The 18,825-nt window shown below is 74.1% G+C and carries 15 protein-coding genes; 9 read left to right on the plus strand and 6 right to left on the minus strand.

What is annotated here, in order from left to right:
- Nucleotides 1-302: 302 nt before the first annotated feature.
- On the plus strand, nt 303-2,696 hold the full coding sequence (locus IE318_RS03035; protein ID WP_189896425.1) for a hypothetical protein: 2,394 nt from the start codon (nt 303-305) through the stop codon (nt 2,694-2,696).
- Here the strand turns inward: IE318_RS03035 and IE318_RS03040 are convergent.
- The 4 genes from IE318_RS03040 to IE318_RS03055 form a co-directional block, all read right to left on the minus strand.
- Nucleotides 2,666-5,107 carry a right-handed parallel beta-helix repeat-containing protein gene (locus tag IE318_RS03040; protein WP_189895976.1) on the minus strand — a complete coding sequence of 814 codons (2,442 nt, stop codon included), beginning with the start codon at nt 5,105-5,107 and terminating at the stop codon, nt 2,666-2,668. The two genes, IE318_RS03035 and IE318_RS03040, sit on opposite strands and share 31 nt — an antisense overlap.
- Before the next feature lie 151 nt (nt 5,108-5,258).
- The gene (locus IE318_RS03045) at nt 5,259-5,864 is read right to left on the minus strand and encodes an Rv1733c family protein (RefSeq protein ID WP_189895978.1); all 606 of its coding nucleotides are present in this window, start codon (nt 5,862-5,864) and stop codon (nt 5,259-5,261) included.
- Nucleotides 5,865-6,095: 231 nt separating this feature from the next.
- The gene (locus tag IE318_RS03050) at nt 6,096-6,920 is read right to left on the minus strand and encodes an MOSC domain-containing protein (RefSeq protein ID WP_189895981.1); all 825 of its coding nucleotides are present in this window, start codon (nt 6,918-6,920) and stop codon (nt 6,096-6,098) included.
- A gap of 41 nt (nt 6,921-6,961) precedes the next feature.
- Complete coding sequence (locus IE318_RS03055; protein WP_030164454.1) at nt 6,962-7,414, minus strand: DUF6643 family protein; 453 nt, start codon at nt 7,412-7,414, stop codon at nt 6,962-6,964.
- A 296-nt stretch (nt 7,415-7,710) separates the two neighbouring features.
- Here IE318_RS03055 and IE318_RS03060 point away from each other — a divergent pair, with 296 nt between their 5' ends.
- Nucleotides 7,711-9,087, plus strand: a complete 1,377-nt coding sequence (locus tag IE318_RS03060; RefSeq protein ID WP_189896427.1) for a TerD family protein — start codon at nt 7,711-7,713, stop codon at nt 9,085-9,087.
- Nucleotides 9,088-9,127: 40 nt separating this feature from the next.
- Here the strand turns inward: IE318_RS03060 and IE318_RS03065 are convergent, their stop codons facing one another.
- Nucleotides 9,128-10,309, minus strand: a complete 1,182-nt coding sequence (locus IE318_RS03065; protein WP_189895984.1) for a glycosyltransferase — start codon at nt 10,307-10,309, stop codon at nt 9,128-9,130.
- A 57-nt stretch (nt 10,310-10,366) separates the two neighbouring features.
- Here IE318_RS03065 and IE318_RS03070 point away from each other — a divergent pair, with 57 nt between their 5' ends.
- A complete protein-coding gene (locus IE318_RS03070) occupies nt 10,367-11,152 on the plus strand; it encodes a glutamate racemase (protein WP_189895988.1) in 786 nt (261 codons plus the stop codon).
- A 105-nt stretch (nt 11,153-11,257) separates the two neighbouring features.
- Nucleotides 11,258-11,800, plus strand: a complete 543-nt coding sequence (locus tag IE318_RS03075) for a hypothetical protein (protein WP_189895990.1) — start codon at nt 11,258-11,260, stop codon at nt 11,798-11,800.
- A gap of 204 nt (nt 11,801-12,004) precedes the next feature.
- Here IE318_RS03075 and IE318_RS03080 read toward each other — a convergent pair whose 3' ends face one another.
- Entirely contained in the window at nt 12,005-13,159 is a 1,155-nt protein-coding gene (locus IE318_RS03080; protein ID WP_189896429.1) for an O-antigen ligase family protein, read from the minus strand.
- Nucleotides 13,160-13,409: 250 nt separating this feature from the next.
- Here IE318_RS03080 and lnt point away from each other — a divergent pair, with 250 nt between their 5' ends.
- The 5 genes from lnt to IE318_RS03105 all read left to right on the plus strand — a co-directional run bounded on the left by lnt (nt 13,410) and on the right by IE318_RS03105 (nt 18,755).
- Entirely contained in the window at nt 13,410-15,038 is a 1,629-nt protein-coding gene (gene lnt / locus IE318_RS03085; RefSeq protein ID WP_189895992.1) for an apolipoprotein N-acyltransferase, read from the plus strand.
- A gap of 73 nt (nt 15,039-15,111) precedes the next feature.
- Nucleotides 15,112-15,591 carry an NUDIX hydrolase gene (locus tag IE318_RS03090; RefSeq protein WP_189895994.1) on the plus strand — a complete coding sequence of 160 codons (480 nt, stop codon included), beginning with the start codon at nt 15,112-15,114 and terminating at the stop codon, nt 15,589-15,591.
- 245 nt (nt 15,592-15,836) lie between these two features.
- Nucleotides 15,837-17,840: a helix-turn-helix domain-containing protein gene (locus tag IE318_RS03095; RefSeq protein WP_189895997.1), complete on the plus strand. Its 2,004-nt coding sequence runs from the start codon at nt 15,837-15,839 to the stop codon at nt 17,838-17,840.
- Between the two features lie 239 nt (nt 17,841-18,079).
- Nucleotides 18,080-18,310 carry a DUF397 domain-containing protein gene (locus IE318_RS03100; RefSeq protein ID WP_189895999.1) on the plus strand — a complete coding sequence of 77 codons (231 nt, stop codon included), beginning with the start codon at nt 18,080-18,082 and terminating at the stop codon, nt 18,308-18,310.
- A gap of 172 nt (nt 18,311-18,482) precedes the next feature.
- Complete coding sequence (locus tag IE318_RS03105) at nt 18,483-18,755, plus strand: hypothetical protein (protein WP_189896001.1); 273 nt, start codon at nt 18,483-18,485, stop codon at nt 18,753-18,755.
- Nucleotides 18,756-18,825 lie beyond the last annotated feature (70 nt).

The following is an 18,825-nucleotide window of genomic DNA, read 5'->3' on the forward strand; positions in this document are numbered from 1 at the left end:
GAGGTTCGCCGTACCGCGGGTGCGCGGCCGTCCCATCCTTTCACGGGTCGCCCACCGTCGCGCCATCGCCTGCCTGGACGCGCACGTGCCGGGACCCGCACCCGTCGTGCCGCGCGCAGCCCTGCCGCGGCCCGCCCCGCAGGCGTCACCCGGATCGTGGAGATTCCGTTACAGGGGGTGTGCGGGCACGCCGGCGGCGGCGATCCTGGAGTCCGCACGGACACAGGCGACGATGCGGCATCACGGGGGAAGTGCGAACAGTGGAACGCGCACAGCTCGACCCAGCGGCGCCCCACCCGGACGTGCCGCCCGGCACGGACCGCGCGCCGGACGCGCCCGCGCCGCCCGCGCGGGCCGGAGCCGCCCTGGAACTCCTGGTCCACGGAGTCGGCGGCACCACACCCGAGAAGATGCTGGACGACCCGCGCACCGTGCGGATCACCGGCGACGACACGGCCGCCGTCTACCGGCGCGCCACCGACGTCGACGCCGAGGCCCGGCCGGACCGGACCCACGGCGGCGGCCGGCCGGTGCCCGAGGCGTACGTCTGGTGCAACCTCACCTCCGGCAACGGCAGCCGGGCCCTGTGGCTGCTGCTGCTTCCGTTCATGGTCGTCAACCTCGCCCACTGGATGCGTCCCACCGCACACGGCCGCCCCCGCACGGTGCGCCTGTACGGACTGCTCGTCCGGCTCACCGGTCTGACCCTGACCGTGCTGCTCGTCGCCGCCGCCTGCGAGGTCGCGCTCGACCTCGCCGTCTGGCAGTGCGCGGGCACGCGCGCGTGCGCCGTACGCCACTCCTGGCTCGGCTTCCTCTCACCGGGCGCCGGCGGCTGGTGGAGCACGCCCGGCCGCCGGCTCGCCCTCGCCGCCCTGGTCCCCACCGCGCTCACCGGCCTGCTGTGGTACCTCTCCCACCGCACCTGGAACGCCTACGAGTCCCAGCAGCCCCTCTCCCGCGAGGGCGAGCCCGAACCCGGGGAGGACGACGACAGCGGCGCCCTGGGCCGCCCCGGCTTCTGGTACGGGCGCCGCCTGGTGGCCCGGCTGCGTGCCGCCCACACCGCCGCCGGCCTGCTGACCGTGGCCGCCGCCGTCGCCGCCCCGGCCGCGCACGCCGACCGGCGCCCCGGCGGCTCCACGACGCTGGACACCCTGGGATGGCTCCTGCTGGCCGCCCTGGCCGGCACGGCGGCCGTCGTGCTGGGTGTGGTCTGCCGCCGGGGCCGCAGCGAGCACAGGCTCGACCGGCACCTGGACCGCCACCTGGTACGCCGGCTGCCCCTCGGCGCACTCCTGCTGCTCGTGCTCGCCGCGCTGTACGCCGGCTGGGCGCGCCCGGAGTGGCACTCGACGGGCCGGCCGGCGGGCGACGCCACCTTCGGCGGCATCGCCCTGGGCCAGGGCCTGCTGGTCGTCGCCCTCGCGGTCACCGCACACCGACTGCACCGCACCCGCCCCCCGGCGCGGAACGCCGGTCCGGCGGCAGACGCCTCCACCGGCCCCGGCGCCGCGCTGCGCGGCCTCGGCGGTCCGGCGGTCGCCATGCTGGCCTGCGCGCTCGGCGGACTGATGTCCGGCGGGGTCGCCCAGCGCGTGTCCGACTGGCTGGACGGCACCGGCACCTCCATCCCGGGCCCGCCGGTCCTGCTCACCTGGCAGGCGTCCGTCATCCCGCCGCTGCTGCTGATCCTGCTGGTGCTCTGCGGCCGGCTGGCCGGGCAGGCCTGGCGCCTGGCCCGCGCCGAACGCCCCCTCGTGGAACGGCAGTACCCGGACGAGCCCAAGGATCCCGAACGCACCCGCCGGATCGCCCGCACCCGCGCGATGGCCACCCTCACCGACGACGGCCCTCTCGTCGTCGGTGTCACCTCCGCCGCCACCCTCCTGCTGGGCGCCGCGGCCCTCGCGGGCGCCCTCGGCACCGACCGGACACCGGCGGGTGCAGCCGCCGACGCGCCGCCCGTCGTCCAGGGCGCCGCCGAGTCCGCCCAGACGCTGGGCTCCTGGCTGATCGGTCTGGGCTTCATACTGCTGGTGACCTGGGGCCGACGCGCCTACAAGGACGCCTCCGCCCGGCGCACCATCGGCATCCTCTGGGACGTCGGCACCTTCTGGCCGCGCGCCGCCCACCCCTTCGCACCGCCCTGCTACGCCGAACGCGCGGTGCCCGACCTCACCTGGCGGATGGCGACCTGGACCCGGGCCACGGGCGGCCGGCTGGTGCTCTCCGGCCACTCCCAGGGCAGCGTGCTGGCCGCCGCGGCGGCCTGGCAGCTCTCACCGTCCGTGCGGGGCCGGGTCGCCCTGCTCACCTACGGCTCCCCGCTGACCCGGCTCTACGGCCGCTGGTTCCCGGCCCACTTCGGGGCGGACGCCCTCGCCGCCCTGCACCGTGACGTCGACTGCTGGCGCAACCTGTACCGGCGTACCGACCCCATCGGCGGCCCCATCGGGCTGTCCGGCGGCAGCGGTCCGGAGGTTGACCACGCCCCGCTGAAGGACCCGCTCGGCTACGGCCGCACCGCACGGCATCCCCTGCCCGCCCCGATCCTCGGCCACTCCGACTACCAGGCCGACCCTGCCTTCGCCGAGGAACGCCGGCGGCTGCTGGCCCGACTGCGCCCGGACCTGCCGGCCCCACGGGAAGAAGGGAAGGAGGCTCAGGGCAGCGAGGGCAGGTCCTCGGCGTAGAGCAGCGTCAGATCGTCGGTGCTCGGGTCGTCGAGCTGGGCCACCCGGCCCGCGTGCCGCTCCACCATCGCCTCGAAGGTCTGGCGCGCGGTGCGGCCGTTGCCGAACGCGGCACCCTTCGGGATCTCGGTGAAGTACTTCACCAGCGCCTCCGCCGTCCCCGAGGCCAGCCGGTACTCGTGCTCCTCGGCCTGCTGCTCCACGATCCGCAGCAGTTCGTCGGGGCCGTAGTCGCCGAAGGTGATGGTGCGGGAGAAACGCGAGGCCACACCCGGGTTGACGGACAGGAAGCGCTCCATCTCGGCCGTGTAGCCGGCGACGATCACCACGACGGCGTCCCGGTGGTCCTCCATCAGCTTCACCAGCGTGTCGATGGCCTCCTTGCCGAAGTCGCGTCCGGCGTCCTCCGGGGAGAGCGCGTACGCCTCGTCGATGAACAGCACCCCGCCGCGCGCCCGTTCGAACGCCTCCTGGGTGCGGATCGCGGTGGAGCCGATGTGCTCACCGACCAGGTCGACCCGGGACACCTCGACGAGATGGCCCTTCTCCAGCACGCCGAGCGAGGCCAGAATCTCGCCGTACAGGCGGGCCACCGTCGTCTTGCCGGTGCCGGGGGAGCCGGTGAAGACCAGATGGCGCTTGACCGACGCGGCCTTCAGACCGGCCCGCTGCCGCCGCCGGCCCACCTCGATCATGTCGGTCAGGGCGCGGACCTCCCGCTTCACGCTGTCCAGGCCCACCAGCGCGTCGAGTTCGCCCAGCACGTCCTTCGCGGTGCGCGTCGGCTGCTCCGGTTCCGGCGCGGTCAGCAGCGGCTCCTGCTCGGTGCTGCGCTGGCCGGGGATGGCGCCCAGCAGACCGGGCGACGGGTCCGGCGTCTGCTGCACGGCCGTCTCCCGCGCCACGGGCGGGCGCACCCCGCCGCTCTGGTCGCTGGTGCAGTCCTCGACCACCGGCCCCGACCCGGCCGCCGCGTCCGGCCCGCCGTCGGCGAACTCGTAACCGCCGCGCGCGCACCGCTCCGTACGGCACTTCCTGAGCGTCGTACGGCAGCCGTCGATCACATGGAAGCCGTAGCCGCCGCTGCCCGTCACCCGGCAGCCCAGGAAGCTGCCGCGGCCGCCGGCGGAGACATAGAAACCGGCCTCGGCGGGGGAGGAGACGGTGCAGCGCTCGATGGTGGGATCGGCGCCCTTGGTGACGATCACGCCGGTCTGCGTGCCGTCCACCGTGCAGTTGTTGAGCGTGCCCCCGCTGCCGTGGTCACGGAACCAGGCGCCGGTGGCCGCCTCCTTGATCCGGCAGTCGTCGAGCTGAGCGGTGGCGCCGTCGCTCACCGACACCGCGGTGTTGCGCACCTGGGACAGGTCGCTGTCGACGACGTCGGCGCGGGAACCCCGGTCCAGGACGAACAGCGCGTCCGGCACGTCGTGCACCCGGCAGGAGTCCAGGACCGCCGTCGCGCCGTCGCTGACCCACACCGCCGGATAGTCGCCGGTGCTGTCGAAGATCTCGCACTGGTTGGCGTCCACCCGCGTGCCGGGGTCCCACACCGACAGTCCGTTGCGCCCGAACCGGCGCACCGTGGTCCGGGTCAGGGTCAGCACCGAACGCGAGCGCAGGTCCACCGCGTTCTCAGGGATGTCGTGGATGCGGCAGTCGGCGAGGGTGAGGACGGCGTCCGTGTCGAGGGTGACCCCGTCCGCGGTGGTGCGGTGCACATCGCAGTCGGTGAGGTGCGCGGTGGCCCGCCCGGTGATCTGCACACCGCTGCCCCGCACCTCGTACACCTCGCAACCCACCGCCTCCAGGGCTGAGTTGTCGCCCGTGACGGTGATGCCCGCGCCCGCGGTGTGGTGGACGCGGCAGCGCTCCAGCCGCGGATGGGCGCCGCCGCGGACCGCCACGCCCGACTGCCCGGCCGCGACGATCTCGCACTCCTCGAACACCCCGCCGCCGCCGTCGACTACGGCGAGACCGATACCCGCCGGGTTGTCGACGGTGCAGCGCCGCACGGTCGGCCGGGCACCGCCACGCACCTCGACGCCCGTCGCGGACCGGGTCACGATCCGCACGTCCCTCAGCTCCGGCGCGCCCTCCTCCACCAGCAGGGCGGGCGCGGCCGCGTCCTGGCCCTCCACATGAAGGTCCTGCACCACCGCCGAGGCGCGCACGGTCAGCGGCACCCCGTCCACCGGGGCGATCCGTACCGACCCCGCGGAGCCCTCGGGTCCCCGGAGGGTCACCGCCCGCTGGACGACGAGGTTCTCGCGGTAGGTGCCCGGGGCCACGGTGAGGACGTCGCCGTCCGCCGCGGCCTCCAGGGCGGCGGCGAGCGACGCGTACTCACCCGTGCGGCGCCGCCACCGCGAAGTGCCGGTGTGCGTCACCTGGACCGTGCCCTGTGCCATGGCGTTGCTGTGCCCCCACCTCGTACTGATGGCGCGTTCACCGTCGGGGCACGCCCCTACGGCTCGCTCGTGCGCGGGTCGTTGCCGAATGCGTCGGCCGGTCCACCGTAGCGTGCGCGCGAGCGGTCGGTTGACCGGAGGCGGCAGGCCGTCAGCTGCCGGTGCCGGTGCGACCCCAGTCCGGGCCCGCGCGGTCCCAGGCCCGGTCCCAGCCCGCGTACCGGCGGCGGAGCAGTCGCCAGACGATCAGTCTGCGTATGCACTCCACCAGTCCGGCGGTCAGCATGGCCGCGCCGAGCCCGGCCAGCACGGCATGGGTGGTGGCCGTGGCGGGGTCCAGGGGGCGGGTCACGGTCCGCCCGTGACCGTCGGTCCACAGCGTGAAGTGGTCGCCGGGGTGGGGGGACTTGAGGTCCGTGGTGACCTGGCCGTGCCGCCGCGTGCCGTCCGGGGCGGTCCAGTCGGCTTCGACGCGGCTGCGTATGTCCCGCCCCGAGGAGATCTCCGGGTCGGGCGCCGGCGCCACCTGACGCACCTTCCTCACCACGGTGGCCGTCACCGTGTGCCGGGTCTGACGCTGGTCCCGCACCGACTGCTGGAGGGCGCCCTGGGCGGCGGAACCGGCGAGGGCGCCGAGCACGGGGGCGGCGACCAGGATCAGCAGCAGGGCCGCCAACGCCACCCAGGACTCGGCCAGATCGGTCGTGCGCCGCAGCGGATTGCGCCGCCAGCGCCACAGTCCGCAGATCGCTCGCATCCGCGGCACCCCCCTTCCCGCTCCGTTGATAACCCCCCGCGGAGCCGCTCACCCGTGAACCCGGCCGAAGAGAGAGCGAAATCACCTCCGGCCCGGAGCTCTCATGAAGCTCTCAGAACATTCCAACGACCGGTCCCCGGCCGGGGTTCCCGGACGGAGGTCCGTCGCCGCCCTTTCGAGGAGCGTTCGTTCGAGGAGCGTTCGTTCAAGGAGTGCTCGTTCAAGGAGCGCTCATTCGAGGATCGTGACCGGGTCGCCGACGCGGATGGTGCCGGTCGCCTCGGGCACCAGGTTCTGCCCGAAGAGCAGTGCGCCGCCGAAGCGGCGGTGGCGTGCGAGGGTGCGCAGAGGCTCCTTGCCGCGCGCGGCGGTGGCCTGGTCGGTGGTGGTCACCACGCACCGGCCGCAGGGCCGGGCGACACGGAAGGCGACCTCGCCGATCGCGATGCGCCGCCAGTCGTCCTCGGCCCAGGCAGGGGTACCGCCCACCACGACGCTCGGCCGGAAGCGGTTCATGGGCAGAGGGCCCTCCTCGGCGTGGTCGCCCTCGGCGATCAGCGAGTTGAGGGAGTCCAGGGAGGCGAGCGAGGTGAGCAGCAGCGGATATCCGTCGGCGAAGCTCACCGTCTCGCCCGGCAGCGCGTAGTCCGGGTCGATGGACCGGCGCGTGGCGGGGTCGTCCATGTGGACGAGGCGGACGCCGGCTCCCACGAGGCCGCTGCACCAGGCGTGCGCGGCGTCGTCGGCCGGGACGGCCTCCACCTTGTCGCCGAAGACGTCCACGGTCACCGTGGCACCCGGCTCCGGGACGGGCACGACGATCGGCTCGCGGCCCGGCGCGGACAGCCGAAGGCCGCCGCCGGGCACGAACTCGGCGACGGCCAACGCGAGATACGGCTGCTGGCGTTGCGTGACGACCTTTCCCCCGTCGTCGATCAGCACCCAGCGACGATCCCCGGCCAGCCCCCAGGGCTCCACGACGGCCTCCCGGAGCCCCAGGGCCCGGAACGCCTTGACCGGGTGGATGTGTATCGAGCGCAGTTCCGCATTCCCCATGACCTCATCCTGCCAGGTGGCACGGACAGGCGAGGAGCGGATCAGTACCCGCGGTACTGCTGGTTGTTGTACGGGTCCTGGTAGGGCGCCGGGGCGGGCCGCGGGGCCGCGGGGCGCATCGCCTCGTAGCCCGTGCCGCCCGTCATCGGGCGCGGTGGCATCGGCTGCTGCGGGGCCGGGTATCCGCGCGGCGCGGTGGCCTGCTGGGGGATGTACGCCGTGGGCGCCTGCTGCAGCGGGGTGGGCTGCGGCGCCTGCGGGTAACCGTAGGAGGGCTGGGACGGAGCCGCCGGGAGGGCGGGCAGCGCCGAGGGGAGCGCGGGCAGGTGGCTGCCCGGCGCGGGCAGGTGGCTTCCCGTGTCGTACGGCGCGGGGACCCGGATCGGGGCGATCTGCGGTGTGCCCCGCTCGGCGACGAGCGAGTCGTAGATCGGGGTGTCCGGGAAGGAGGCGGAGTAGTAGCCGCCGCCATAAGTGGAGCGGGGGGAGGTCATGGCACATAAGTTAAGCCCACGATGTGCTGGTTGGGGAGACCGATAAGAGGGTTGTTTTCCGTGTCCGCAGTGACGCGGAATACCCAATGCGAGCGAACTTGGTGAAAAAGGGGCGTCCCTCCGGGCCAGGATCGTGTAAAGGGCGAGTTCCCGAGGGGTTACCGGAGGTTGCGCACGCGTGTTCCGGCGCTCGCCCGTGGGCGTACGCGCCGCCCGGGCATAGGTTGGGCGGGAGCGAGACGGCGGACTGCCGGACACGGCCGGGGCCGACACACGTGATGGGGGCGAGCATGTCCATGTTGAAGGGGTCGAACACGCCGGTGCCGACCACCACTCTGCGCGTGGAGGTGGGCCGGCGGTCCGGCCCGGGCATCCCCGACGTGGATGCCTCGGCGCTGCTGCTGGCGGGCGGGAAGGTGCGCTCGGACGGCGACTTCGTCTTCTACAACCAGCCCGCGCACCCCTCCGGGTCGGTGCGGTACGAGGGCAAGCGCGACCTCGGCGGCCGGGTCACCGACACTCTCCTGGTCGACCTCCCGCGCGTGGAGCCCTCGATCGACCGGGTCGTGCTCGCCGCCTCGGCGGACGGCGGCACGTTCGGCCGGGTGCCGGACCTGTACATCGAGGTGCGGGACGCCGCCGCGGGCACGCCGGTCGCCCGTTTCGACAGCACCGGCGCGAGCGTCGAGACCGCCTTCGTGCTGGGCGAGTTCTACCGCCGTCAGGGCGCCTGGAAGTTCCGGGCCGTGGGACAGGGCTACAGCAGCGGGCTGGAGGGCCTCGCCACGGACTTCGGCATCACGGTCGACGAGCCGCAGCACCCGGCCCAGCCCATGGCACCGACGCCCTACCCGGCACCGGCCCGGCCCGCGGCACCGACGGCAGCCCCCGCGCCTGCGCCCTCCCCGGCCATGGCACCGCCGCCCGCCGGGCCGCCCGTGCCCCTGCCCCCGCCCGTCGCCCCACCGGTCACCGTGCCGCCGCCCGCCACGGCACCCGCCATGCCCCCGCCGCCGGCCCCCGCGGCGTCTCCCGTCCGCCTCACCAAGGTGACGCTCACCAAGGCCGCCCCGTCGGTGTCGCTGACCAAACAGGGCGGCACCTCGGGGACCATGCGCGTGAACCTGAACTGGCAGGTGCGCAAGCAGTTCGCCGGCTGGGGCAGCAAGCGCGGCCGGGCGGTCGCGATGCACAGGGACCTGGACCTCGACCTGTGCGCCCTCTACGAGCTGTCGGACGGCCGCAAGGGTGTCGTTCAGGCCCTCGGCAACGCCTTCGGCTCGGTGCACCGGCCCCCGTACATCCACCTCGACGGCGACGACCGCACCGGCGCCGTGACCACCGGCGAGAACCTGACGATCAACCTCGACCACACGAACGACTTCCGGCGCATCCTCGTCTTCGTGACGATCTACGAAGGCGCCCGCTCCTTCGCCGACCTGCACGCCACCGTCACCCTCCAGCCCCAGCACGGCGCCCCCGTCGACTTCTCCCTCGACGAGTGCACCGTGCCCTCCACGGTGTGCGCGCTCGCCCTGATCACCCACACCGGAGGTGACCTGGTCGTCCAGCGCGAGGCCCGCTACCTCGTGCCCGCGCGCGGGGTGAGCCCCCAGCGCACCGTCGACCAGGCCTACGGCTGGGGCATGAACTGGACGCCCGGCCGCAAGTGAGCGGCCGACCCTTGCCCGTGGCGGGCTCGCCGGTGAGCGCTCAGCCCTCCTCGGGCACGGCGTCCGGGCGCGCGTAGGTGCGGCCCTTCCAGGCCGCACCCCGGCCCCGGTAGTGCTGCACCGCCGAGTCCACCGTCATCAGCAGATAGAGGAACGCCGTGAACGGCAGCAGCGGAGCGAGCCACAGCGGCTGGCGGTAGTACCGCAGCATCGGCACGTACGTCGCCGTCATCACCAGCCACGCCGCGCCACCGGCCCCTGCCGCCGCCGCGTCGCCCGCCGCCAGGCCCGCGACGAGTGCCACCGGAGGCACCAGGTACACCAGCGCCAGCCCGGCGACCGTGCCGAGCAGCAGCAGCGGGTTGTGGCGCAGTTGCGCGTAGGCGCTGCGCGAGACCATCCGCCACAGGTCGTGCAGGCGCGGATACGGGCGCACGCTGTCCACCCCGTCGGCCAGGCCCAGCCAGATGTGCCCGCCGCTGCCCTTGACCGCCCGGGCGAGGGCCACGTCGTCGATCACCGCGTGCCGGATCGCGTCCGGGATCCGCGCCCGTTCGGCGGCCTCGGCGCGCAGCAGCACGCAACCGCCCGCGGCCGCCGCCGTCCGACCGTGCCTGCGCCCGATCCGGCGGAACGGATACAACTGCGCGAAGAAGTACACGAACGCCGGTACGACCAGCCGCTCCCACAGGGATTCGACGCGCAGCCGGGCCATCTGCGAGACGGCGTCGAAGCCCCCGGTGCGGGCCGCCGCCACCAGACGGCGCAGGCTGTCCGGGGCGTGGGCGATGTCGGCATCGGTCAGCAGCAGGAACTCGGGACCACGCGCGCGTGCCAGGCCGATGCCGTGCCGTACGGCCCACAGCTTGCCGGTCCACCCCGCGGGCGGCTCGCCCGGCGAACTCACGGTCAGCGGCAGCCCGCCGGCGCGCCGCGCCAGTTGCCGGGCCAGCTCACCGGTGCCGTCACTGCTGCCGTCGTCGACGAGGAAGACCTCCGCCCGCCCCGGGTAGTCCTGCGCGAGCAGCGACGGAAGGCTCTCGCCGAGCACCGCGGCCTCGTCCCGCGCGGGCACCACGACGCATACCGTCGGCCAGTCGTCCGGGGCCGGCTCCACCGCGGGTGGCAGTCTGACGTCCGTACGCCAGAAGAAGCCCTGGCAGAGCAGCAGCCACAACCAGGCGGCCAGTGATGCGACGGCGGTCCACACGATCACGCTCACGCCCGCAGTCTGCCCCACCGGGGCGTCCCGTACGACGGGATCGTCTATCGTGGCCGGGTGAAGATCGCGCTCATGGACTCCGGAATCGGGCTGCTGGCGGCCACCGCCGCGGTGCGGCGCCTGCGCCCCGACGCAGATCTGGTGCTCTCCCTGGACCCCGCGGGCATGCCCTGGGGGCCACGCACTCCGGAGGACCTCACCGCCCGCGCGGTGGCCGTCGCCGAGGCGGCCGCCGCCCTCGGCCCCGACGCCCTGATCGTCGGCTGCAACACCGCGACCGTGCACGCGCTGACCACCCTGCGGGACCGCCTCGAACCGGACCTGCCGGTCATCGGCACGGTGCCCGCGATCAAGCCGGCCGCGGCCGGTGGCGGGCCCGTCGCCATCTGGGCCACCCCCGCCACCACCGGCAGCCCCTACCAGCAGGGGCTCATCCGCGACTTCGCCGACGGCGTGCCGGTCACCGAGGTGCCCTGCTGGGGGCTGGCGGAGGCCGTGGAGCACGCCGACCAGGCCGCGATCGACGAGGCCGTGACCGCCGCCGCCGGGCTCACCCCCGACGACGTGACGACCGTCGTCCTGGGCTGCACCCACTACGAACTGGTCGCCGACCGCATCCGGGCCGCCGTGCAGCGCCCGGACCGTCCGCCACTGGTGCTGCACGGCTCGGCCGGCGCCGTCGCCGCACAGGCCCTGCGCCGGCTCGGTGCCCGCCCCGAGCCCGAGACCGCGGCCACAGGCACCGTCACGGTGCTGCTCAACGGGCAGGAGGGCACACTGCCCGCGCCGGCCCTCGCGTACGCGGAGGGCCGCCTGCTCGAGGCCGTCACCCCGGCCCGCTGACGCACGGTCGCGTTCCGGACACACCCGTCGCGTACGCGCCGGTACGGAACACTCCCCGTGTGCGACGCGCTACCCGCAGGGCGAAACCTGAGTAACCTCATTGACATGAGGGACCACTCCCGCAGCGAGGACGGGCCGCACCCCGAGGTCTGGACGGGCCGCGCCACCAACCGCTTCCAGTGGCTGCTGGCGCTGGTCGGCGCCGCCTGCCTGGCCCTCGGCATCGAGCTGGCCGTGGACTCGGCCTGGAGTTCCGGGGTCGCCCCGCTGGTGATGTCCGTCGTGGGCTGCATCGCCGCCGGGCTGCTGGTTCTCTTCGGCACCCTCGCCTTCGTCCATGTCGCACTGAAAGTCGACAAGGAGACATTGGAGGTGCGCTGCGGCCACATCGGCCTGCCGCGCCGGCGCATCCCGCTCGCCCATGTGGCGGGCGCCGAGTTCGTCCCTCACGTCACTCCGCGCCACTGGGGCGGCTGGGGATATCGCTGGCGGCCCGAGAAGGGCACCGCCGTCGTCGTACGGCGCGGTGAGGGCGTCGTGCTGCGCCTGTGGGACGGACACACGTTCACGATCACCGTGGACAACGCCGAGTCGGCGGTACGCGTGATCAAGGACCGCCTGCACCCGCCGGCACGCGGGCGGGTCTGAGCGGCGTCGGCGGCCTCCGTCCGGGTCCGAGTGGCGGCGGCTCCGATCGGGTCTGAGCGACCGCGTCGGGCGGCCGTACCTGAGCGGCTTCGCACACGCGCCGCCGATGCACGACATGCCCGCGCCACCCGGAGAGGCGGACTCGCCACGGCGTCGGCCGGTCCCGCCGGGGCCTGCTGCCGCATCCTCGTCGCACCCGTCCGGTCAGGGCGCCGGCTGGTTCTGTCCAGGCCGTTGCCGCTGGTCCGTCGGGTCGGCCTCGTCACGGTGCCGGCCCGTTCCGTCCGGGCCGCCCCCGTATCGCGTCGGGCCCGCCTCGTCGGCCAGCGGGCGGGCCGTCGCCGTGCCGGCCAACAGACCCGCGCCCACCGACACTGCGGTGAAACTCAGCGCGTCGCCCACGGTGGCGATCACCGCGAGAGCCGTGAGCGCCGCGCCCGCGGTGAGGGCGAGCGGCGTGGGACGCGCGGTCCGCCACAGCGCGTAGAGCAGCCAGCCGTACGCCACCGCCAGCAGCCCCACGCCGATCAGTCCCTGCTCGGCCGCCTGCTGGAACAGCGCCGAGTGCGGCTTGCCGTCGGGTTGCAGCGACTGTGCGGCCGTCGGACTGAAGTCCACGAAACGGCCAGGTCCGGCACCCAGGCCCGCGTTCCGGTGGGCGAGCCGCAGCGCGTCCCGCCACAGCTGGACGCGGTGCTGTGTCAGCCGGCCCTCCAGGACCTCGGCGAGCCCGTCGGGCAGGACCCGCGCGGCGACCGCCCAGCTCGCCCCGGTCACCGCGGCCGCGACGAGGGCGAGACCCGCGATGGCGGGGCCGCGACGGCGCATCCGGCCCGCGGCGAGCGAGCAGAGCAGCACCGCGGTGCAGCAGACGAAACCACTGCCCGAGCCGAGAACGGCCGCCGTCAACGCGATCGCGACGGCCAGCGCGCGCAGCGCCAGCCGTACGGCCGGGGCGGTCGCCGCCCAGGCGGCGCAGCAGGCGGCACCCGCGGACAGGGCCAGCACGGCGGCGGTGGCGCCCGCGTGCCCCAGCGGGCCGGCGAACCGCGGCCCCGGCGCCAGCCCGGGGACCGTCACGGCCAGCGCCAGGCCGGCCAGCGCCCCGGTGCAGGGCGCGGCGACCGGCAGCAGGGCGCCGCCTATGCGTCCGGTCGCGTACCCGGCGGCCACGGCCAGCACGGCGAGCAGCACGCCCTCGGGCCGGCCCTCGTGCAGCGCGCCGGTGACCAGCGACCAGGTGGCGCAGGCTCCCAGCACCACCACACCGGCCGCGTCAGAAACGTTTCGACGCCCGTCGTCCCCGTGTCTTCCGTCGTCCCCGCATCTTCCCCCGTCCGCCCCGCCCGCGGACGTCATCTCAGTGGACCGCACCCCTCGCCCCCCGCAACCCCGGTCGCCCCCGACCCGTTCCCCTGTCCGGCCGGCCCACTCCGGCAACGACAGGCCGCAGACCGGGCCCCCGGCACACCGTAACGGCTGATGACCGGATTGTGGACGTCCCGTGCGGGAACCGGGCGCACTCCTGCTGGTGCCGTGTCCCGGACCGTGGCGTACGCCCCACGGACCGAGCTGTCGAGGCCCAGGTCAACCGCCGTACACTCCCGGGATGACCGTCACCGCAACTTCCGTCGGCGAGTCGGAGCGGCTGAGCCCGCAGTCCGCTCCCGCGCTCTGGCGCGCGAGGCTCGTCCGGCTCGTGCCCGCCGCTGCCGCCGCGCTGTCCGGGCTGCTGCTCTACGTCAGCTTCCCGCCGCGCACACTGTGGTGGCTGGCGCTGCCGGCCTTCGCCGTCCTGGGCGGGGTGCTGCGCGGCCGGGGCTGGAAGGCCGCGCTGGGTCTCGGCTACCTCTTCGGCCTCGGTTTCCTGCTGCCGCTGCTGGTGTGGACCGGCGTGGAGGTCGGACCCGGTCCGTGGCTGGCGCTCGTCGCGGTGGAGGCGATCTTCGTCGCCCTGGTCGGGGCGGGCATCGCCGCGGTGTCGAAGCTGCCGGCGTGGCCGGTGTGGGCGGCGGCCGTGTGGATCGCCGGTGAGGCGGTACGCGCGCGCGTGCCGTTCGACGGCTTCCCCTGGGGCAAGATCGCCTTCGGGCAGGCGGACGGCGTGTTCCTGCCGCTGGCCGCGGTCGGCGGCACACCGGTGCTCGGCTTCGCCGTGGTGCTGTGCGGCTTCGGCCTGGGCGAGGCCGTGAGGGTGGCGGTGGAGGGGCGGCGCACCCGGGCCCTGCGGCGTTCGGCCGCCGCCGCGGCCCTGCTCAGCGTGGCCGTGCCGGTGGCGGGCGCGGTGGCCGCCCGCGGCCTGGTCAGCGACAAGGCCGAGAACGGTGCCGTGACGGTCGCGGTCATCCAGGGCAACGTGCCGCGCTCGGGTCTGGAGTTCAACGCCCAGCGCCGCGCCGTCCTCGACTACCACGCGCGCGAGACGCTGCGCCTGGCGGCCGACGTGAAGGCGGGCAAGGCCGCCCGGCCCGACTTCGTGCTCTGGCCGGAGAACTCCTCCGACATCGACCCCTTCGCCTATCCCGACGCGCGCATGGTCATCGACCAGGCGGCGAAGGCGATCGGCGTGCCGATCTCGGTGGGCAGCGTCGTCGAGCGGGACGGCAGGCTGCTGAACGAGCAGATCCTGTGGGACCCGGCCAAGGGACCCGTCCAGACCTATGACAAGCGGCAGATCCAGCCGTTCGGTGAGTACCTGCCGCTGCGCCCGCTGCTCGGCGCGATCAACAAGGACTGGACCTCGATGGTCCGCCGGGACTTCAGCCGCGGCACCCAGCCGGGCGTGTTCACCATCGACGGCGCCAAGGTCGGCCTGGCCACCTGCTACGAGGCCGCCTTCGACTGGGCCGTGCGCGACACGGTCACCCACGGGGCGCAGATGATCTCCGTACCGAGCAACAACGCGACCTTCGACCGCAGCGAGATGACCTACCAGCAGCTCGCCATGTCCCGGATCCGCGCGGTCGAGCACAGCCGGACCGTCACCGTGCCGGTCACCAGCGGTGTCAGCGCGGTGATCATGCCCGACGGGCGCATCACGCAGAAGACCGGCATGTTCACCCCCGCCTACCTGGTCCAGAAGGTGCCGCTGCGCTCCTCCAAGACGCCCGCGACCGAGCTGGGCATCGCGCCGGAGATCGCTCTCGTCCTCCTCGCCGCGGGCGGCCTGGGCTGGGCGATCGGGGCCGGTGTGCGCGGGCGGCGCACGGAGGCCGCGGAGTCGGCCACGGCCGGGTAACCGCACGCCGGACGTACGCCCCCGGACCGTGCCGCGATCCGGGGATCCGGCCCGGGCCCGTTAGGGTCGCTCCATGGCCACTCCTGACTTCATCCGCACGATCCGGGCCTCCGCCGGCCGACAGCTGCTCTGGCTCCCCGGGGTCACCGCGATCGTCTTCGACGACGAGGGCAACGTGCTGCTGGGCCGCCGCTCCGACACCGGCAGATGGTCGGTGATCGGCGGCATCCCGGACCCCGGTGAGCAGCCGGCCGCCTGCGCCGTGCGGGAGGTCCACGAGGAGACCGCGGTGCGCTGCGTCGCCGAGCGGGTGGTCCTCGTCCAGGCACTGGAACCCGTCACCTACGCCAACGGCGACATCTGCCAGTTCATGGACATCACCTTCCGCTGCCGTGCCGTGGGCGGCGAGGCACGGGTCAACGACGACGAGTCCCTGGACGTGGGCTGGTTCGCGGTGGACGCCCTGCCCGATCTCGACGAGTTCGGGCTGGTGCGGATCAAGCAGGCCCTCTCCGACGGACCCACGTGGTTCGAGCCCATGGGTTTTGAGTGAAGCGTGGGGCCGTGCCACATGTAGCCAGGGAGGGCGCTGCCTGAGGTCAGGGCATGACGTCGTCCAGCGCCCTCCCGGCTCCCCACGCCCCTCGCTCGATCTCGGCGGTCGCACGGCGCTCGTCACCGGCACCTCGCTCGTTCTCGACGGCGGCCGGACCGCCCACCGACCTGCCCGGAGGCCGGCCGCCGCCGAGTTTTCCACAGGGCTCAACGGGCGACGGGCGAATGGTGAATCCTGTGGGCATGTCCACCGATCACGTGCAGTCCGCCGACCGCCCCACCGCCGACGCGGCGACCCCGCGCGGCACCGGCGCCCTGCCGCACGGCAGCGACGGGACCCCGTGCGGTGAGGGCACCGGGTGCCACGCCGGAGCCCCGTTCCTCGAGCTGCTGGCCCGCGGCGCGCCCGCGGACGCCTACGAGCAGCCGGTGCTGCGCGCCCGCGCCGAGGACCGGCCGGCCGACTGCGTCGCCGCGCTCGAGCACGCCAAGCTGCTCGCCCTGCGCGTCCGCGCCGAACTGGACGGACGCCGCCGCCGGGAGGCGGAGCTGTCCGCCCTCTTCGAGACCGCCCACGACCTGGCGGGCCTGAGAGACCTGGACTCGGTGCTGCCGGCGATCGTGCAGCGCGCCCGCTCGCTGCTCGGCACCGATGTCGCCTACCTCACCCTGAACGACGCGGCCCGGGGCGACACCTACATGCGCGTCACCGAGGGCTCCGTGGCCGCCCGCTTCCAGCAGCTGCGCCTGGGCATGGGGGAGGGGCTCGGCGGACTGGTGGCCCAGACCGCGCGGCCCTATGTCACCGACGACTACATGAAGGACGCCCGCTTCCAGCACACCGGCACCATCGACGCCGGCGTGCAGGACGAGGGTCTGGTCGCCATCCTCGGCGTGCCTCTCATGCTCGGCCCGCAGGTCATCGGCGTCCTGTTCGCGGCCGACCGGCGGGCCCGGGTCTTCGAACGCGAGCAGATCGCCCTGCTCGGCTCCTTCGCGGCCCTCGCCGCGGCCGCCATCGACAGCGCCAACCTGCTCACCGAGACCCGCTCGGCCCTCGCCGACCTGGAACACGCCAACGAGATCATCCGGGACCGCAGCGGCGCCATCGAACGCGCCTCCGACGTGCACGACCGGCTCGCCGAACTCGTGCTGCGCGGAGGCGGAGTCCATGACGTGGCCGCGGCGGTCTCCCAGGTCCTCTCCGGCACCGTCGAATTCACCGAGGCCACCGCCGCGCCGGCCGGCCCCCTGGAGGCCTCCCGCGCCGAGGGGCACGCGGTGCGGCACGGCGACGACTGGATCGCCGCGGTCACCGCGGGCGGAGAACTGCTCGGCGCGCTGGTGCTGCGCGGCCACCCCGGCCTCGACCCCGTCGACCAGCGCACCCTGGAGCGCGCCGCCATGGTCACCTCCCTGCTGCTGCTCGCCAGACGCTCGGCCGCCGAGGCCGAACAGCGCGTCCGCGGCGAACTGCTAGACGACCTCCTCGACGCCCGGGACCGCGACCCGCGCCTGCTGCGCGACCGCGCCACCCGGCTGCACGCCGACCTGGACGCCACGCACGTGGTGCTCGCCGCCCGGCTCGACGCCCCGGCCGCCGACGCCGACCAGGAGGCCGCCGCCCGCCGGCGGCTGTGGTCCGCCGCCTCCCACCTGGCCGCCACCCGCCAGGGCCTGGCCGCGGCCCGCGACGGCGGCACCGTCCTGCTGCTGCCCCTCCAGCCCGGCACCACCGCGACGGACCTGGCCCGCCGCACCGCCCACCACCTCGGCACCGCCGTGCACGAGGCGGTCACCGTCGGCGCCTCCGCCCCCGTGGGCGACCTCGCCGCCCACCCCGACACCGCGGCCGCCGCCTACGCGGAGGCACGGCGCTGCCTGGAGGCCCTGCGGCTCCTCGGCCGCACCGGCGACGGCGCCGCCGTCGAGGACTTCGGCTTCCTCGGCCTGCTCCTGGCCGGCGACCGGGACATCGCCGGCTTCGTCGACCGCACCATCGGCCGGGTCACCGCCTACGACGAGCGCCGTGGCACGGACCTCATACGCACTCTGGAGGCGTACTTCACCTGCGGCATGAGCCCGGCCCGCACCAAGGACGAGCTGCACGTGCACGTCAACACCGTCGCCCAGCGCCTGGAACGTGTCGGCCGCCTGCTCGGCGACGACTGGCAGACCCCGGCCCGCACCCTGGAGATCCAGCTCGCGCTGCGCCTGCACCGCCTGTCGGCGCCGCCCCAGCACTGACCCCCGTTGCCGAGAGGGACTTCTGACACGCAGCGGCCTCCGGCGACCTGGCCGAGCAGAGTTCGCCTCCCGCACCGTGAAACTGCCGCTGTCCTGCCGGGAGTTGAGTTCGCTCCGTAGGTTGCCCCCGCAGCTGCGCCACCAAGTGCCCATGGCGCCTGCCTGGCCAGTTGCAGGGTTGGTCCGAACGGGTGAGGGTGGAAAGAGAACACACGACCGAGCGCCGAAAGGGGTTTCATATGCAAGCGAGGAAGGCCGAACTCTACGCGCTCGACCTGACGGAAGCGCGCTGGGTCAAGAGCAGCAAGAGCATCGACAAGACAACGCCTTACTGCGTCGAGGTGGCAGACCTCGGTGGCGGTGCCGTTGCCGTGCGTGACTCGAACAACAGGGACCTGCCGCCACTGCGGTTCACCGCAGAGGAATGGGCTGCGTTCCGAGAAGGTGTGCGCGAGGGCGAGTTCGGCTAGAACGTCTCGCGCTTCACAACGCTTGGCCGGGCCCGGCTTCGCTCGTGCGGATTCCGCCTGAGCGGTTCTTTCGCGAGCATCTGCTCGCGCTCCATGCTGCAGTGCCACTCATCAGAGTGTCTTGTCTCTTGACCATGGGCAGCCATACGTGGCTGTGACACAGGTGTCTTCCATGCGCACATCGACCCTTGTCCCCGGTGTACTCACCGGTCTGGCCCTCGTACTCGGCGGCGCCGCGTTCGCCGCCCCCACCGCCCAGGCGGACATCCCGGCCTGTATGAACATGGTTCAGCAGACGGGCGTCGAAGCGTCGGCCGCCGTCACGGCGGCGTGCACCCAGGGTGTGCACGGCGACCTGCAGGGTTGTGTCGCTGCCCTGACCGGGGTCGGCGTGCCGGGCGGCGCCGCGACCGGCGCCTGCCGACTGGCCGCCAACCCGCCGTGAGGGACAGGCGGTGACCCGTGTGCACAGCGGCCTGCCCCTGCCGGAGGTACGGCAGGGGCAGGCGTGTGAC

It is taken from the genome of Streptomyces spiralis, assembly GCF_014654675.1.
In the GTDB taxonomy this organism is placed as follows: Bacteria; Actinomycetota; Actinomycetes; order Streptomycetales; family Streptomycetaceae; genus Streptomyces; species Streptomyces spiralis.

Bases quoted from the DNA above. Each gene is read 5' to 3' on its own strand.
- IE318_RS03040 (WP_189895976.1), bottom strand. From the start codon at position 5,107: ATGGCACAGGGCACGGTCCAGGTGACGCACACCGGCACTTCGCGGTGG.
- IE318_RS03045 (WP_189895978.1), bottom strand. From the start codon at position 5,864: ATGCGAGCGATCTGCGGACTGTGGCGCTGGCGGCGCAATCCGCTGCGG.
- IE318_RS03050 (WP_189895981.1), bottom strand. From the start codon at position 6,920: ATGGGGAATGCGGAACTGCGCTCGATACACATCCACCCGGTCAAGGCG.
- IE318_RS03055 (WP_030164454.1), bottom strand. From the start codon at position 7,414: ATGACCTCCCCCCGCTCCACTTATGGCGGCGGCTACTACTCCGCCTCC.
- IE318_RS03060 (WP_189896427.1), top strand. From the start codon at position 7,711: ATGTTGAAGGGGTCGAACACGCCGGTGCCGACCACCACTCTGCGCGTG.
- IE318_RS03075 (WP_189895990.1), top strand. From the start codon at position 11,258: ATGAGGGACCACTCCCGCAGCGAGGACGGGCCGCACCCCGAGGTCTGG.
- IE318_RS03080 (WP_189896429.1), bottom strand. From the start codon at position 13,159: ATGACGTCCGCGGGCGGGGCGGACGGGGGAAGATGCGGGGACGACGGA.
- lnt (WP_189895992.1), top strand. From the start codon at position 13,410: ATGACCGTCACCGCAACTTCCGTCGGCGAGTCGGAGCGGCTGAGCCCG.
- IE318_RS03090 (WP_189895994.1), top strand. From the start codon at position 15,112: ATGGCCACTCCTGACTTCATCCGCACGATCCGGGCCTCCGCCGGCCGA.
- IE318_RS03095 (WP_189895997.1), top strand. From the start codon at position 15,837: ATGTCCACCGATCACGTGCAGTCCGCCGACCGCCCCACCGCCGACGCG.
- IE318_RS03100 (WP_189895999.1), top strand. From the start codon at position 18,080: ATGCAAGCGAGGAAGGCCGAACTCTACGCGCTCGACCTGACGGAAGCG.
- IE318_RS03105 (WP_189896001.1), top strand. From the start codon at position 18,483: ATGCGCACATCGACCCTTGTCCCCGGTGTACTCACCGGTCTGGCCCTC.